Annotated in this window: 13 protein-coding genes; 5 read left to right on the top strand and 8 right to left on the bottom strand. The window is 68.6% G+C overall.

The features are described 5' to 3' along the window. Positions 1–158 precede the first annotated feature (158 nt). Positions 159–1,415 carry a DNA polymerase domain-containing protein gene (locus ACN27E_RS15835; protein WP_422742860.1) on the bottom strand — a complete coding sequence of 419 codons (1,257 nt, stop codon included), beginning with the start codon at positions 1,413–1,415 and terminating at the stop codon, positions 159–161. Positions 1,416–1,472: 57 nt separating this feature from the next. Here ACN27E_RS15835 and fadD2 point away from each other — a divergent pair, with 57 nt between their 5' ends. Together fadD2 and ACN27E_RS15825 are read left to right on the top strand one after the other, a co-directional pair. Further along, complete coding sequence (gene fadD2, locus ACN27E_RS15830; RefSeq protein WP_422742859.1) at positions 1,473–3,164, top strand: long-chain-fatty-acid--CoA ligase FadD2; 1,692 nt, start codon at positions 1,473–1,475, stop codon at positions 3,162–3,164. 29 nt (positions 3,165–3,193) lie between these two features. Continuing rightward, positions 3,194–3,973 (top strand): SDR family NAD(P)-dependent oxidoreductase, encoded by a 780-nt coding sequence (locus tag ACN27E_RS15825; RefSeq protein ID WP_422749903.1) that lies wholly within the window; start codon positions 3,194–3,196, stop codon positions 3,971–3,973. On the opposite strand, the gene ACN27E_RS15820 is transcribed toward ACN27E_RS15825, so the two are convergent. The 7 genes from ACN27E_RS15820 to ACN27E_RS15790 form a co-directional block, all read right to left on the bottom strand. Further along, entirely contained in the window at positions 3,970–4,278 is a 309-nt protein-coding gene (locus tag ACN27E_RS15820; protein ID WP_422742858.1) for a hypothetical protein, read from the bottom strand. The two genes, ACN27E_RS15825 and ACN27E_RS15820, sit on opposite strands and share 4 nt — an antisense overlap. Positions 4,279–4,382: 104 nt before the next feature. Next, on the bottom strand, positions 4,383–5,411 hold the full coding sequence (locus ACN27E_RS15815; RefSeq protein WP_422742857.1) for an aminotransferase class IV: 1,029 nt from the start codon (positions 5,409–5,411) through the stop codon (positions 4,383–4,385). Positions 5,412–5,494: 83 nt separating this feature from the next. Beyond that, complete coding sequence (locus tag ACN27E_RS15810; protein WP_422742855.1) at positions 5,495–7,003, bottom strand: APC family permease; 1,509 nt, start codon at positions 7,001–7,003, stop codon at positions 5,495–5,497. Positions 7,004–7,118: 115 nt separating this feature from the next. Then, positions 7,119–8,048, bottom strand: a complete 930-nt coding sequence (locus ACN27E_RS15805; RefSeq protein WP_422742853.1) for a LysR family transcriptional regulator — start codon at positions 8,046–8,048, stop codon at positions 7,119–7,121. 9 nt (positions 8,049–8,057) lie between these two features. Beyond that, positions 8,058–10,262, bottom strand: coding sequence for an acyl-CoA dehydrogenase (locus ACN27E_RS15800; protein WP_422742852.1), 2,205 nt, complete (start codon positions 10,260–10,262; stop codon positions 8,058–8,060). Between the two features lie 81 nt (positions 10,263–10,343). Continuing rightward, entirely contained in the window at positions 10,344–11,486 is a 1,143-nt protein-coding gene (locus ACN27E_RS15795) for an alpha/beta hydrolase (protein ID WP_422742850.1), read from the bottom strand. Positions 11,487–11,579: 93 nt separating this feature from the next. After that, positions 11,580–12,209 (bottom strand): TetR/AcrR family transcriptional regulator, encoded by a 630-nt coding sequence (locus tag ACN27E_RS15790; protein WP_422742848.1) that lies wholly within the window; start codon positions 12,207–12,209, stop codon positions 11,580–11,582. Positions 12,210–12,287: 78 nt separating this feature from the next. Here ACN27E_RS15790 and ACN27E_RS15785 point away from each other — a divergent pair, with 78 nt between their 5' ends. From ACN27E_RS15785 to ACN27E_RS15775, 3 genes are read left to right on the top strand one after another with little or no spacing between them, the layout of a single operon-like run. Continuing rightward, entirely contained in the window at positions 12,288–13,190 is a 903-nt protein-coding gene (locus ACN27E_RS15785) for an oxygenase MpaB family protein (protein ID WP_422742847.1), read from the top strand. Between the two features lie 58 nt (positions 13,191–13,248). Next, a complete protein-coding gene (locus ACN27E_RS15780; protein WP_422742846.1) occupies positions 13,249–15,231 on the top strand; it encodes a SpoIIE family protein phosphatase in 1,983 nt (660 codons plus the stop codon). An 8-nt stretch (positions 15,232–15,239) separates the two neighbouring features. Further along, positions 15,240–16,130 (top strand): class I SAM-dependent methyltransferase, encoded by an 891-nt coding sequence (locus ACN27E_RS15775; RefSeq protein ID WP_422742844.1) that lies wholly within the window; start codon positions 15,240–15,242, stop codon positions 16,128–16,130. Positions 16,131–16,222 lie beyond the last annotated feature (92 nt).

Below are 16,222 nucleotides of genomic sequence, written 5' to 3'. Positions count from 1 at the left end.
GGGTTGTTTCCTGAACCTGTCATCGAAATTAGGGGTCGAAGTTAAGGCGGCTGGGTGGCTACTGCTAATGCTTTGATAAGAAAAGGCATTCCCGTGACTCGTGATGCAATTGTTACCGCTCGGTATCGTGCTCGTGGCCGGGGACCGGCAGGGGTGCGTCAGCGGTTCCGGGACTGGTGCCCGGAGTAGTTCTCCCACGGGCTGTAGTCCGCCAGCAGCGCTTCCTGCGCCGGCCGGCGAGCCTCGGGGACGTGCTGGAGATTGATCCGGATCCGGTACCAGATGGAGCTCGGACCCCGCATCCCGTCGACCAGGATGTCGGCGGGTTCGAGTTTCTCGGCGGCCTCCGGGTGGCGGCTGCGCCACAGCTCCAGCGCCGCCAGGGCTTCGTCCTTGGTCTTGGTCCGGGCCACTTCGATCAGCGGCATCACCGACTGCCGGCGCCCGCCCGACCCGGCCTCGGATCTGCGGGCGCCGCGCGGGGCCTTCTCCGGCGGGCCCTGCCGGTCGGCCAGCTCGAGCAGTGCGTCGAGACTGCCGACGTGGTCGTCCATCGGCTCCCAGGGATCGCCGAGTTCGGCGACGCGGGCAGGCACCGTGTCGATGGTGAAGGCCTCGGGCCGGCAATCGGGAACCTCGTGCCAGAACAACGGCGTGCTGACCCGGGCATCGGGCACCGCCCGCACGGAGTAGGCCGAGGCCACCGTGCGGTCGAAGGCGTTCTGGTTGAAGTCTACGAACACCCCCTCCCGCTCCTCCTTCCACCAGCGGCTGGTCGCCAGCTCGGGCGCGCGACGCTCGACCTCTCGGGCCACCGCCTGCGCGGCCAGCCGGACGAATTTGAACGGCCAGCGCGGGGCGATGCGGGCGTAGATGTGAAAGCCGCGCGATCCCGACGTCTTCGGCCACGCTGTCAGTCCGTGGTCTTCGAGCACCTCCCGGGCCACCAACGCGACGTCGACGATCTGCTGCCAATCCACGCCGGGCATCGGGTCCAGATCAACCCGCAGTTCGTCGGGGTGGGCAAGATCCCCGGAGCGCACCGGATGCGGATTCAGGTCGACGCAGCCGATGTTGACCGCCCACGCCAATCCGGCGGCATCGTGGATCACCGCCTCCTTCGCCGAGGTGCCCGATGCGTACTTCAGTTCGGCGACGTCGACGTAGTCCGGTCGCTTCTGCGGCGCACGCTTCTGGAACACCGCCTCTTCGGAGATGCCCTTGACGAAGCGTTTGAGGATCATCGGCCGGTCCGCCACCCCGCGCAGGGCGCCGTCGGCCACGGCGAGGTAGTACTCGATCAGGTCGAGTTTCCGCACCAGGGTCCGGCCGTCGATCACCACCCGGTCGGGATGGGTGACGGTCAGCTTTTGGCCGCCGATGTCCAGCGATCGGGGTCCGGCCATGTCAGCCATGGTAGGGACCGGCGATACCCACCCGGGGTGCGACGCGAGTCACATATTGTGGTGCGCATGCCGAAGCTCACCGAACTCCCGTTGCAGGCGGCCGCCAAGGCCAAGCAGTATCTCGACCGGGGCTCGGCCGAACTGCATTACGCACGCAAGATGTTCGAGGCCGGCGCTCTGCAGATCGAACCGCCGCAGAACATCGCAGCGTTCGTCGCCGATATGCGGCGGTGGGGTGAGTTCGGAATGATCCCGGCGCTCAACGCCCGGCGCACCCCGAACCGCGCCGCGGTCATCGACGACGACGGCGAGATGACCTTCAAGGAGCTCGACGACGCCGCCCACGCGGTCGCCAACGCGCTGCTCGAGAAGGGCGTCAAAGGCGGTGACGGGGTTGCCATCCTGGCCCGTAACCACCGCTGGTTCCTCGTCGCGGTCTACGGGGCGGCCCGCACCGGCGCGCGCATCATCCTGCTCAACAGCGAATTCTCCGGCCCGCAGATCAAAGAGGTGTCCGAACGCGAAGGCGCCCGGCTGATCATCCACGACGACGAATACAGCAAGGCGGTCTCCCAGGCCACGCCGGATCTCGGGTTCCTGCGCGCGCTGCCCACCAACCCCGATTCGGACGCGCCGTCGGAAAGCGATGCCGAGACGCTCGCCTCGATCGTCGAGCGCTCGTCGAGCACGCCGGCGCCGAAGGTGACCAAACACTCGTCGATCATCATCCTGACCAGCGGCACCACCGGTACGCCCAAGGGCGCCAACCGCAGGTCGCCGTTGTCGCTGGCGCCGATCGGCGGGGTGCTGTCCCACGTCCCGTTCAAATCCGGTGAGGTGACGCTGCTGCCCGCGCCGATGTTCCACGCGCTGGGTTATCTGCACGCCACCATCGGCATGATGCTCGGTTCCACCCTGGTGCTGCGGCGCCGCTTCAAGCCGGCGACGGTGCTCGCCGACATCGAAAAGCACCGGGCCACCGCCATGATCGTGGTTCCGGTGATGCTCTCGCGCATCCTCGACCACATCGAGAAGATGGACGCGAAGCCGGATCTGTCGTCGCTGCGCATCGTGTTCGTCTCCGGTTCGCAGCTCGGCGCCGAGCTGGCGCAGCGGGCGACGAACGACATCGGGCCGGTGGTCTACAACCTGTACGGGTCGACCGAGATCGCGTTCGCCACGATCGCCCGGCCCGAGGACCTGAAGAAGAACCCGGCCACGGTCGGCCCCGTCGTCAAGGGTGTTCGGATCAAGCTGTACGACGAGAACGGCAAAGAGGTGCCCAAGGGCGAGGTGGGCCGCATCTTCGTCGGCAACACGTTCCCGTTCGAGGGGTACACCGGCGGCGGGCACAAGCAGATCATCGACGGGTTGATGTCCTCGGGCGACGTCGGCTACTTCGACGAGGACGGGCTGCTCTACGTGTCCGGGCGGGACGACGAGATGATCGTGTCCGGCGGCGAGAACGTGTTCCCCGCCGAGGTCGAGGATCTGATCAGCGGCCACCCCGAGGTCGTCGAGGCGACGGCATTGGGGGTCGAGGACAAGGAGTGGGGACACCGGCTGCGCGCGTTCGTCGTCAAACAGGACGGTGCCGCCATCGGCGAGGACGACATCAAGGCCTACGTCAAGGATCACCTGGCTCGCTACAAGGTGCCGCGTGAGGTGATCTTCCTCGACGAGCTGCCGCGCAACCCGACCGGCAAGATCCTCAAACGGGAACTGCGCGAGATGGACGTCGACGGTTCGCCGGAATAGTTCGGCGAGCGCGGTCGTCGTAGGTGGGCGTGAACATCGATCTGACCGGTAAGACCGCACTGGTCACCGGCTCGACGCAGGGCATCGGGCTGGCCATCGCCGAGGGGCTCGCCGCCGCGGGCGCCCGGGTCGCCGTCAACGGGCGCCACCGCGAGCGCGTCGACGCCGCGGTGGCCGGGATCGACGGTGACGTGCTCGGTGTGGCCGCCGATGTGACCACCGACGCGGGGGTGAACGAGCTGTTGCAGCAGCTGCCCGACGTCGACATCCTTGTCAACAACCTCGGCATCTTCGGCGCCGTACCGGCCCGCGAGATCACCGACGACCAGTGGCGCACCTACTTCGAGGTGAACGTGCTGTCGGCGGCGCGGTTGATCCGCAGCTACCTGCCGGCGATGGCCGAGCGGGGCTGGGGACGCGTACTCCAGATCGCCAGCGACTCGGCGATCGTCATCCCGCAGGAGATGATCCACTACGGCGTCTCCAAGACCGCGCTGCTTGCGCTGTCACGGGGCTTCGCCAAGGACGCCGCGGGCACGGGCGTCACCGTCAATTCGGTGATCGCCGGACCGACGCACACGGCTGGGGTCGAGGACTTCGTCTACCAGTTGGTGGACCGGTCGCTGCCCTGGGACGAGGCGCAGCGGGAGTTCATGCGGGCCCACCGGCCGCAGTCGCTGCTGCAGCGGCTGATCGAGCCCGAGGAGATCGCCAACATGGTGACGTATCTGGCCTCGCCGCTGGCCTCGGCCACCACCGGCGCGGCCGTGCGGGTCGACGGGGGATACGTCGACTCGATCGTGCCCTAACCGGTGATCGCCGTCCCCGGCACCGACAGCCCCACCAGGAACAACGCGAACAGGAACCAGCCCGCGCCCTGCCAGATCACCCAGGTGCCGCCGGCCTTCCACAGTCGATAGGTCTGGATGAAGGCGCCGACGCCGCCACCGAACAGCACGACCGGCACCAGGACGGCTGCGAGTACCGGTTTTCCGCCCGGGATCACGTAACAGGCGAAGGCGACGGCGGCCAGGGCGACCACCGCCACCACGTAGGTGACCGCGGCTCGGAACGCCTGCGGGTCGTGCCAGCGTTTCTCGACATCGTTGGTCATACCGATCGCATGCCCGGCCGCGGGTGCGTCCAATCCGTCGAGCAGACACAAAGTCCCCCGTCCGCGCGGCGGGTCGGGGGACTTGTGCGGCTGCTCGCGAAGAATCAGTACTCGATCGCCTCGATCAGCGGACCGGGCTCGTCCATCAGGGCCCAGAACCGGTCGCGGATCTGCACCGTCACCGGGCCGGGCTCTCCGGAGCCGATCGGCTCGCCGTCGAGGGTGTTGATCGGGGTCACGCCGCCGGCCGTGGTGACCGCCATGATCTCGTCGGCGTCGTAGAGCTCGCGGCTGCTGACGTCGCGCAGAGTGGCTTCGATGCCCAGCTGGTCGGCGAGCTCGAACACCGTCTTGCGGGTGATGCCGGGCAGCGCGTTACGCGACGGCGAGGCCAGCACCCCGTCCTTGACGATGCAGACGTTGAACCCGGGACCTTCGGCGACGCAGTTGTCGGCGTCGAGCAGGATCGCGGTGCGGGCGCCGCGGTCCTTGGCCTCGAAGCTGGCCGCGGTCAGATCACCCCACTGGTAGTTCTTGATCGTCGGGTCCACGGTGTTGCGCCCGGCGCGGCGGACGTGGCGCGGCACGATCGCGGTGGTGCCGAAGATCTGCTCGGCCGGCGGGAACGCCCACAGGTAGGGGATGGCGTAGATGTAGACCTGATGGGTGAGCTTGGACAAATCCTTCTCGCCCTTGCGTTTTCCGTAACCGCGGGTGACGGTCAGGTTGACGAACGACTCCCGCAGCTGCGACAGGCTGACACAGCGCTTGGTGATCTCGGCCAGTTCGTCCTTGGTCATCCCCGGGTCCAGCCGCAGCTTGGCCGAGCCGTCGAGGAGACGGTCGAGGTGGTCACCGAGCCGGAAGATGTTGCCGTGCCACACATGTGCGACGGTGTAGGTCAGATCGCTGTGGCCGAAGCCGGTGTCGAAGATCGAGATCTTGGCCTCTTCGGCGGGCATGTACTCGCCTTCGATCCACGCCACTCCGCCGGCGTAGGGGCTGGTGGTGTCCAGTTCGTAGTCGCTGTACTGGATCACCGAACCGGGCGGGGTGTCCTCGCGGATCGCGCCGGGTTCGACGGCGACGAGGTTGCTGGTACCGAGGTCGGTGGAATGGGCTGTTGCGGTCATGTCGGGCAATCCTTTTCGGTGATCAGAGGTTCGGTGGGCAGGAGCGGCGGGGGCACCTCCCGCGTGCGGGGGCCGGCCCGGGATCAGCCACCGTGGGTCTTGGCGTAGTCGGCGCCGGCGTCCCCGGCGGCGAGCCGGGACTTGAGTCCGGTGGCCCACCACACCGCGGCCAGGGCGACGATGCCCAGGAACACCCACTTGTTACTGGTGAACTGGGGGAGGAACAGCAGGGCGACGGCCACGGCGAGGAAGATGACCAGCGCGGTGACATACAGCGGAAGCCGGAACCGGCCGAGGTCGAACGTCCCGGGTTCGGCCGCGGGGATGGTGCCCTTGCGGTAGCCGACCAGCAGGCCGATGGTCTGCAGGATGTAGACGAAGAAGAACAGCAGCGATGCGATGCCGATGATGTAGTTGAACGCCTTCTCGTTGACCAGCGCCGAGAGCAGCAGCAGCGCCGAGAGCACACCCAGCCCCAGCACCGCGTAGGTCGGCGTCTTACGGCTCGGCGAGACGTGCCGCCACACCTGCGAGAACGGCAGCATGTTGTCGCGCGCCATCGAATAGGTGAGCCGGGTGGCGACCAGGATGTTGGCCAACAGGCAGGCCAGGATGTTGGTCAGCGCGATCGCCACGACGATCTTCGTGACGACCGGACCGGCCTGCTGGGTGATGATCTCCTCGATGGGTGCCGACGAGTTGGCTTCCACTGCAACGGGATCCTTGATCGCCACCACGTAGACCACATACATCAGGAACTCGATGACGATCGAGGTGACGAGGGCATAGAACATCGTCTTGGGTACGACGCGCCGCGCGTCCCTGGTCTCCTCGGCGACGTCGGCACCGGATTCCACGCCGATCAGCCCGAAGAACGGCCCGAGCGCCGCGGCCAGCCACGCCAGCAGATACGAGTCCTTGTCACCGGCCTCACCGCCGGTGAAGAGCACCGAGAGCGGCTGGTGGTTCTCCGGGGCGGAGAACGCGATGATCGCGATCAGCGCGGTGGCGCCGACGGTGATGACCAGCTCGAGGCTGACGCCGATGTTGTTGACCATGGTGGCGAACCGGACGCCGTAGATGTTGATCAGTACGCAGACGAACACCACCGCGATGGCGAGCAGGATCTGCGTGCTCTGGGTCAGGCTCCAGCCGAACAGGCCGCCGAGGTAGCCGGAGAGGATGAATCCGACACCGGTCATCCCGCAGACCCAGCCCATGAGGGCGATGAAGCCGGTGAACCAGGCCAGGTTCGGCCCGTTGATCCGGCTGATCCACTGGTAGCTGTAGCCGGCCAGCGGCAGTTTCGCGGTCAGATCGGCGGCGATGAACGTCCACAGCGCGAAGACGGCGCCGGCCAGCAGCAGGGTCCACACGAACGGCGCACCGGCGGTGAAGTAGCCGGCGCCGAATCCGGTGAACACCGCGGTGGTGGCGCTGATCGTCGCGAACCCGATGGCGAACGACGCCAGCTTGCCGACCGAACGGTCCAGCTTCTGGGTGTAACCGAGTTCGGCGAGTTTGGCGTCTTCGGCGTCCAGCGCTGAAGACGAATGAGTCGCCGAGTGTCGGGAGGTGATTGCGTCTGTCATGGTCTCTCCAGGTCAAGGCATTGGGAAAACACCTGTAGACAGGAAAACGCCACCCGCCGTCCACCGGAAGTTCGATGTTTTGATCTATTCATAACGGTGGCTTATCAGTGCCGGTTCAGCGGTCGCCGCGGCCGGGCGGATCGCCGAAACTCCACTCCGACTGCACGTGTCTGACCAGCGCATCGGCCTGCGGTGACAGTCCCGCCGGATGCCATGCCAGCGCCGTGTGGCTCGGCGGTCGATCGGTTATCGGTACGTAAACGATGCCCGGTCGGTCGTAGAAACGGGCCACCGATGACGTGGTGAAGCTGATGCCCAAGCCGCGCGCGATCGCAGTCGTCTCGGCCTCATACGTCGCCGCGACCGCCGCGATGGCCGGGGGACGGTTGCCGCGGACATCCATCGCGAGCCAGTAGTCGCGCCAGGTGCCGGCCGTCAGCGGGGCGCAGACGATGGGATCGTCGAGCAGTTCGCCGATCGCCACCTCGGTGCGCTGGGCCAGCCGGTGGTCCCGGGGCAGACAAGCCACCCACGACTCGGAATCGAGAATCAGCGTGCGGTGCTCGGGCAGATCGACCGGCGGACGGATGATCGCGACCTCGGTGCTGCCGTCGGCCAGTCCGGCGGTGGGATCGGCGAAGTCGAATTCGATGGGTTCGACGGTGACGTCGGGAAAGGCGGCCTCGAAGTGCCGCACCACCCGGAACAGCAGATCGGCGCCCGTGCCGATCAGGTACCCGACCCGCAGCACGCCCTGGCGGGTGCCCGACAGCATGACCAGGTTCTCCACGACGGCGTCGACGCCGGCGATCGCCTGCTGCACCTGCGGCAGCCACGCCGCACCGAGATCGGTGAGCGTCACCTCGCGTGTGCTGCGGGTGAACAGCTGCACCCCGAACGCGTGCTCGAGCTGTTTGATCGCCGTCGACAGCGCGGGCTGGGTGATGAACAGACGCTCGGCGGCACGCCGGTAGTTGAGCTCCTCGCCGAGCACGGCGAAGTAGCGCAGCTGACGCAGCGTGAGACCGGAGGACGCCGGGTGCACGAACCGAGGCTACGGGTCGCGGGGCAGCCCCAGCAGCCGCTCGGCGATGATGTTGAGCTGTACCTCCGAGGTGCCGCCGTAGATGGTGGTCGCCCGGCTGCCGAGCAGATACTCCACCCATTTGCCCTGCAGTGTCTTCGGATCGCCGATCGCGCCGTCGATCCCGAACGAGGACACCGCGAATTCCGCGTAACCCTGTCCGGTGCGCATCGAGAGCAGCTTCGAGATCGCCGCCGAGGGCATGGCGTCGCCCCCGGCCAGCGTGAGCAGCGTCGAGCGCATGTTCATCAGCTTGGCCGCATGGCCTTCGGCGATGAGCTGACCGGCGCGAAGCTGACCCGCCTGGTCGAAGTGCCCGTCGCGGACGTATTCGACGAAGCCGTCGAGGTTGGCCAGAAAGCCCGGTTCGCTACTGCCGATCGACACCCGCTCGGCGGTCAGGGTGTTCCGGCTGACCTCCCAGCCGCGGTTCACCTCGCCCAGCACGAGCTCGTCGGGCACGAACACGTCGTCGATGAACACGGTGTTGAACATCGCGTTGCCGGTCAGCTCGCGCAGCGGTTTCACCTCGACGCCGTCGCTGTTCATGTCGAGCAGGAAGTACGAGATGCCTTGATGTTTGGGCGCGTCCGGATCGGTGCGAGCCAGCAGCGCACCCCACTGGGAGAACTGCGCGGCGGTGGTCCAGATCTTCTGACCGGTGATGCGCCAACCCCCCTCGACCTTGGTGGCCTTGGTGGACAGGCTCGCCAGGTCGGACCCGGCGCCGGGCTCGCTGAACAGCTGGCACCAGATCATCTCACCGCGGAACGTCGGCGGCAGGAACCGCTGCTTCTGCTCGTCGGTGCCGAAGGCGACGATCGAGGGGATCAGCCAGGCGGCGATGCCCATCTGGGGGCGCTTGACCCGGCCTTCGCTGAACTCCTGGGCGATGATGATCTGCTCGATCGGGCTGGCGGCCCGCCCCCACGGCGCGGGCAGGTGCGGCTGCACCCAGCCGCCCTCGGCGATGGCGGTCAACCGCTCCTCCCGCGGCATGGCCTTCAGTGCGGACACCTCGGCGCGGATCTCCTCACGCAGCTTCTCGGTGTCCGGGTCCAGATCGAGGTTCATCCGCCGCATGCCGGTGGTGGTCGCCGTGTCGACCACCTGCTGTGAGTAGTCGGCGTGCCGACCGAACGCCGCGTTCAGCGCCAGCGCACGCCGGTAGTAGACGTTGGTGTCGTGCTCCCAGGTGAACCCGATGCCGCCGTGAACCTGGATGCACTCCTGGGCGCAATGCTGTGCCGCGGCCGGAGCCAGGGTGGCGGCGACGGCCGTGGCGAATTCGACTGCGGCGTCGGCACTGTCGAATCCCTTTTCGATCGCCTCGTCGAGGGCACGGGCGGCGTCCCACACGGCCGCCGTCGCCCGTTCGGTGTCGGCCATCATCTCCGCGCACTTGTGCTTGATCGCCTGGAACTGGCCGATCGGCCGGCCGAACTGTTCGCGGATCTTGGCGTATGCCGAGGCCTCGTCGGTCGACCACCGGGCCACGCCGACGCATTCGGCCGACAGCAGCGTGGTGATCAGGGCGCGGGCCGCCGATGCCGGCAGGGCGGCCAGCACCCGGTCGTCGCCGATCTCGACGGCGTTGGCGCGCACATGAGCCACCGGGCGCAGCAGGTCCACGGAGGTGACGGGTTCGATCTCGAGCTGGTCGGCGTCCATCACGACCCACCCGAGGCTGCCCGATTCGAGTCCGGCGACCGGAAGCACCAGCAGTGCGGCCTGGGCGGCGGAGGTCACCGCCCGGGCCTCGCCGCGGATCAGGTAGCCGTCGCCGTGGCGGGTGGCGGTGAGGTCGGACTCGAGGGCGTAGCCGGCGATGGCGGCACCCGAGGCGAGATCGCCGAGCAGCGGGGAGTCCGGACTGTTCGCGGCGATCAGCGCGCTGGCGATGGCGGAGGGGACGAACGGTCCGGGCACGGCGCCGTAGCCGAATTCGGCCAGCACGATGGCCAATTCGAGGAATCCGAAGCCCTGACCGCCCACGGACTCGGCCAGATGCAGACCGGTCAGACCCTGTTCGGCGGCGGCCTTCCAGTACGGCGGCGGGTTGGGGACCGGGGTTTCCAGTGCCTCGTGCAGGACCTCCGACGGCGCGACGCGCGCCACCAGGGAGCGCACCGAGTCGGCCAGGTCGTTGTGCTCTTCGGTGATGGCGATGGGCATAGCGGCGTTGCCTCCCTGATAACCGGTTGGTTGGGAGCCAATGTACCCGCGCGGCCGCGGGTGGATTCACCGGTGTTCGGCTCACCGCCACCGCTTCGCGATCCACCGGGCGATCACGTCGGCCTGCTCGCTGCGCGCCCCCGGGGTGGTGAAGTAGTGGTCGGTGTCGATGCTGCGCTGCGTCTTGTCCTTGGTGGCGAGGGCTTCACTGATGCGCACAGCATCGGACGGGAAGACGCCGGTGTCCTGTTCGGCGGTGATCACCAGCGCCGGACACTCGATGCGGACCAGGTGGGGTTCGGCGCGGGTCTGGGCGCGGCGCAGGCTCCACATGCCCAGCCAGTTCCACAGTGTGCAGGCCGCGGCGATGCCGTGGGCGGAGCGGTTGGCCGTCACGGGAGTCCCCATGTAGCAGGTGTTGGCCGGGCGCCGCGACGGGTCCAGAGTCGGGTCCATCATGCGCAGGTCGGCCCAGGTGCGCAGGACGGTGAACGGCCGGTCGGAGAATCCGGCGGCCCGGATGCGGGTGAGTTCGGCTTCCACCCAGTCGGTGATGGCATGGTTGCGGGCGATCTGTGCGGCGCGGTAGCGCTCGACGAATTCCGGGGGGTAGGGCGGTCCGTTGCCCTCGTCGAACGGATCGAGCGTGGGGTCGCCGGCCACCGGGTCGGACTCGTCGATCACCGAGGCGTCCATCCAGGCGGTCAGCACGTCGGGGCGTCCCGGGTGGGCGGCGCTGGCGATGTAGCCGTCGGCGGGCGGCAATTCGGTCAACCCGGCCGCCGGGCGCATACCGGGTAGCGGCTGCACGTGGTGGTCGCAGGCTTGGGCCTGGTATGCCGCCATCAGCGATCCGCCACCCGAATTACCCAGCAGCACAACGGTGTCGATGTTCTGTACCTCGCGCAGCCAGCGCACGCCCACGCCGATGTCGACCAGGGCGTGGTCGAGCAGGAAACTACTCTCGAAGCCCCGGAAACGGGTGTTCCAGCCCAGGAATCCGATGCCGCGGGTGGCGATGTAGTCGGCGAGATAGTGCTCGGTGAAATCGATCTGGTAGTGGCTGGCGATGATCGCGACCTTCGGCCGCCGCCCGACACCGCGGTAGTAGATGCCCTGGCACGGATGGCCGCCGGATCCGGCGCGCCGGGCGGTGGGGGAGTCGAGGCCGACGAATTCGCGGAGCACTCCGGGGGATTGAGTAGCAGGCGATGTTCTGCTCATAGGGCTGCGGCCCCCTCGTCGGCGTCTGGCTGCACCTCTGGTGGAATCCTAGGTTCCGGGCGCCGCCGGGATCGGGTTTTTCGCGGTAACGCCTCAGTAGAGGCGGGGGTCCGACAGTTGGTCGATCATCGCCGTCAGTTGATCGACGAGTTCGTCCCGGCCGAGGGACACCCCACCGGCCAGCCACGCGCTGATGGTCTGCGCGACCCCGCCCACCACGAAATGTGCAGCCGCGGTGATGCGGTCGTTCGGTGTCTGCTGCAGGGCGGTGCTGGCGTGCCGGCCGGAGAGCATCGCGAACAGGGCGCCCGATTCGGCGCGTTTGCGCATCACCACGGCGTTGGACAGTTTCGAGCTGAACAGCAGCCGTCCGACCCGGGGATCGCCGGCGACGGTGCGCACGATGTCGGTCATCACCGCGCGGTTGCGCTGACGTGGCCCGGCGGTGGCCGCGGCGGCCTGGGTGGTGGTGGCGATGTCGTTGATCACCCAGTCGAAGACCGCGGCGACGAATTCGTCCTTGTCGGCGAAGGCCTCGTAGAAGTAGCGCACGGTGACGCCGGCCCGGCGGCAGATCGCCCGCACGGTGAGTTCGGCCGATTCGTCGACGATGCCGTACTCGGGCGAGCCGAGGAGGTCCAGGCCGGCCTGGAGGAACCGCAGCCGACGCTGTGCGGCGCGCTCGGGCGCCTCGACGCCGCGATACGGGCGGACCTGTGCCATCACTCCATCTTGACAGCAGCGAGCGCCGCGGTGGACGATCAGGAAACACACGTTCTCACATTTTGCCTCGAGGTGGCCATGACCGTCAGCGCACTGACTTCCCAGGTGGACCGGCCGGTCACCGATGCGGCGCGACCCGGGCGTCTGCCGCGTCCGAGGCGGTGGGCCGCGACGTTCGACGACGGTCTGATGGGCGTCGCGCTGCTGGCCGGCCCGGCCAACGTGATCATGCAACTGGCCCGTCCCGGGGTGGGCTACGGCGTGCTGGAGAGCCGGGTCGAGAGCGGCCGGGTGGACCTGCACCCGATCAAACGCGCCCGTACCACCTTCACCTACCTCGCCGTCGCGACCAACGGCACCGACGAGCAGAAGGCGGCCTACCGGCGCGCCGTCAACGGCGCACACGCGCAGGTGTTCTCGACCGACGAGAGCCCGGTGGCCTACCACGCATTCGACAAAGGTCTGCAGCTCTGGGTCGCCGCCTGTCTCTACAAGGGAGGCGTCGACGTCGCCCGCATCTTCATCGGCGATATGGACGACCAGACCGCCGACCGGCATTACCGCGACAGCGCCACCATGGGCACCACGCTGCAGGTGCCCCTCGAGATGTGGCCGGCCGATCGGGCCGCCTTCGACCGGTACTGGCAGGAATCGCTGGACCGGGTGCACATCGACGACGCGGTACGCGAATATCTGTATCCGATCGCCGCCGGGCGGGTGGGCGCGGCGCGGCTGCCCGCACCGGTGCAGCGTCGGCTCGACGACTTCAACCTCCTCATCACCACGGGCTTCCTGCCGCAACGCTTTCGCGATGAGATGCGGCTGCCGTGGGACGCCGCGCGGCAGCGCCGCTTCGATCGCGTGATGTCGGTGCTGCGCACGGTCAACGACCTGCTGCCGCGACCGCTGCGGCGGTTCCCGTTCAACGTCCTGCTCAACGATCTCGACCGGCGGATCAGGACGGGTCGACCGCTGGTCTGACCGCGCCCGGCAGTCCGGGTTTAGCCCCGCGCGGGTGCGGGTAGAGCCAATCGCGCCGATGAACACCTCGCCACCGGAACGCAACCCCCCGCCGCACTCTCCGGAGTGGAATCTCGTGGTCGGAGATCCGCAGATCGTGCGGCGGGTGTTCGAGGCGATCCCCGCGATGGTGTGTGCGCTGGAGGGACCGCGGCACGTCTGTGTCGCGGCGAACGCCGCCTGTCGCGCGGAGTTTCCGACGCTCACCGGTGCCGGCATCCCCCTGATCGACCTGGCTCCCGAGGTCGCACGCCAGGCGATGGCCGAGGCGCTGGACCGGGTGTACCAGACCGGCGAGTCGCTGGTGGCCTCCGCATGGCGGCTGCCCGCCGACATCGACGGCAGCGGTGACCAGGAGCGCATCGTCGACATCGCGCTCACCCCGCGGCGTGACGACGCGGGTGTCGTCATCGGGGTGCAGGTGCTGATGACGAATGTGACCGACCAGGTGCATCGGCGCATCGCCGCCCAGACGCCCGCCGACGACCCGCCGGCCGGCTCGCCCTCGCCGCGGGATGCGGCGACGGTCATGCAGCGCGCCCTGTTGGCGGTCGACGTACCGGTGCTACCCGGCATCGATCTGGCCGCCGAGTACCTGCTCGCCGCCGACGACACCACCGCGGGCGGGGACTGGTTCGACGCCGTCGCGGTGCCCGGCGGCGCGGTGCTGGTCGTCGGTGACATCGTCGGACACGGTGTCGAGGCGGCCGCCGCGATGGCCCAGCTGCGCACCGCGGTGCGGATGCAGGTGCTGGCCGACCGCGGTGTCACCGAGGTGCTGCGCGACGTCGAGGCGTTCGCACAGCATGTGCCCAACGGTAAGTACGCGACCCTGTGCGTCGGCCGCCTCGACGCCGCCACGGGCGCGTTCGAATACTGCACGGCGGGTCACCCACCGCCGCTGCTCATCACCGCCGACGGTCGGCCGAGGTTCCTCGACCCCTCCGGCGGCGGGCCGCTGGGCAGCGGGTCGGACTGGCAGGCGGGCACGGTGACCCTGGATGTGGGCGACGCGCTCCTGCTCTACAGCGACGGGGTGATCGAGCGTCCGGGCCGCGAACTGACCGAGAGTGCCGACGAATTCGCCCGGCTGGCGGCGTCCGTGCTGGCCGGCGGCGGTCCGCCACTCGACGGGCTGCGCCCGGTCGAACGGCTCTGCGCCCAGACCATCGAAGAGCTCGTACGCGGTACCGGTTACGGCGACGACGTGACGCTGCTCGGCGCGCAGCGCCGCGAAGTCCCGCCGCCGCTCTCACTCGACGCGACGGCCGACGCGCACGCCGGTGCGGCGGTGCGCAGTGCGCTTCGGGAGTGGCTGCCCGCGCTCGGGGCCGACGACACCGACGTGGTGCTGATCGAACACGCGGTCAGCGAGTACGTCGACAACACCGCCGAACATGCCTATCCCGACCAGGTCCTGGGTGAGCTGCGCGTGGACGGGGTCCTCGACGACGACGGATGTGTGCGCATCACCGTCTCCGACACGGGGCGCTGGAAGGCTCGCGGCGCCCGTCCGCGCAGTCGCGGCCGGGGTCTGCAGATGGCCGAAGCGCTCGTCAGCCACAGCCATGTCATCCACGACGAGGCCGGAACCACGGCCACCGCCATCCACCGGCTTCAGCGGCGCGCCCGCATCGCCACCGATCAGCCGACCGCCTTCCCGCCGCCGCGCACAGCGGTGGATCATGCCTTCACCATCGCCGTCGATGAACCCGGGACGATCACGCTGGGCGGTGACATCGGTCCTGGGGACGCCGACACCCTGGCCGCGGCGATCGCCGCGCAGAGCCGGGCCGGCACCCGACCGTTGTGGATCGACCTGCGCGCCGTGACGCACCTGGGCTCGTCCGCGGTCGCCGTACTCGCCGAGGCCCGCGCACACGCCCACCACAACCAGACACCGTTCACGTTGCACGCGACGCCCGGCGGCGCCGCGCACCGGGTGCTGACCCTGGTCCGGCTGCCTGTCGAGAGCGGAAACCGACAGCTCGACGGCGTATAAACACGACTGTGCGCAGCGACGACGATTCCTGGGACATCACCACCAGCGTCGGATCGACGGCGTTGTTCGTCGCGGCGTCGCGGGCGCTCGAGGCGCACAAGCCGGAGCCGCTCGCGGTCGACCCCTACGCCGAGATCTTCTGTCGCGCAGTCGGCGGCGAATGGGCCGATCTGCTCGACGGCGGCGTACCCGAGCACGTGCTGCGATCCGAATTCGGCCGGCAGTTCGTCAACTTCCAGGGAGCGCGCACCCGCTATTTCGACCGGTACTTCGCCGACGTGATGGCCGCCGGTGTCCGCCAGATCGTCATCCTGGCCGCCGGCCTGGATTCGCGGGCCTACCGCCTGCCGTGGCCGGTCGGTTCCGTGATCTTCGAGATCGACCAGCCGCAGGTCCTCGACTTCAAGCGCGGCGTGCTCACCGACCGTGCCGAGGCGCCGGCCGCGCAACGCCGGGAGGTGGCCGTGGACCTGCGTGACGACTGGCCTGCCGCGTTGACCGCAGCCGGCTTCGATTCCGCGCAGCCCTCGGCGTGGATAGCTGAGGGACTGTTGATCTACCTGCCCGCCGCCGCGCAGGAGAGCCTGTTCGCCGGCATCGACGCGCTGGCTGCCCGTGGTAGCTGGGTCGCGGTCGAGGAGGCCACGCCGATGCCGGCCGAGGCGTTCGCCGCCAAACGCGACGAGGAGCGTGCGGCCGGCGCGGACCAGCCGTTCTTCGCCCTGGTCTACAACCAGCAGCACGCCCCCGCCGACGCCTGGTTCGGCGCGCGCGGGTGGTCCGCTCGGGCGACACCGCTGCCGGGGTACCTGGCCGGGCTGGGCCGTCCGATCGATCTGGACGATCCGCAAACTGCGGGGATGATGCAGGCGATTTCGCTGGTCACAGCCGTCAAGTAGGGAGCCGCTGGCCGCTCGGGCGCACCACCGTGCGTCTAGACGGTTAGCTTATGCAATGCTAACTTCTCCGAAAGTTAGCCTCACCAAACCTA

This window comes from Mycobacterium sp. WMMD1722, from assembly GCF_049315205.1.
Taxonomy (GTDB): Bacteria; Actinomycetota; Actinomycetes; order Mycobacteriales; family Mycobacteriaceae; genus Mycobacterium.
The sequence above is the reverse complement of the archived record's forward strand: the minus strand, read 5'-3'. Positions and strand labels throughout refer to the sequence as shown.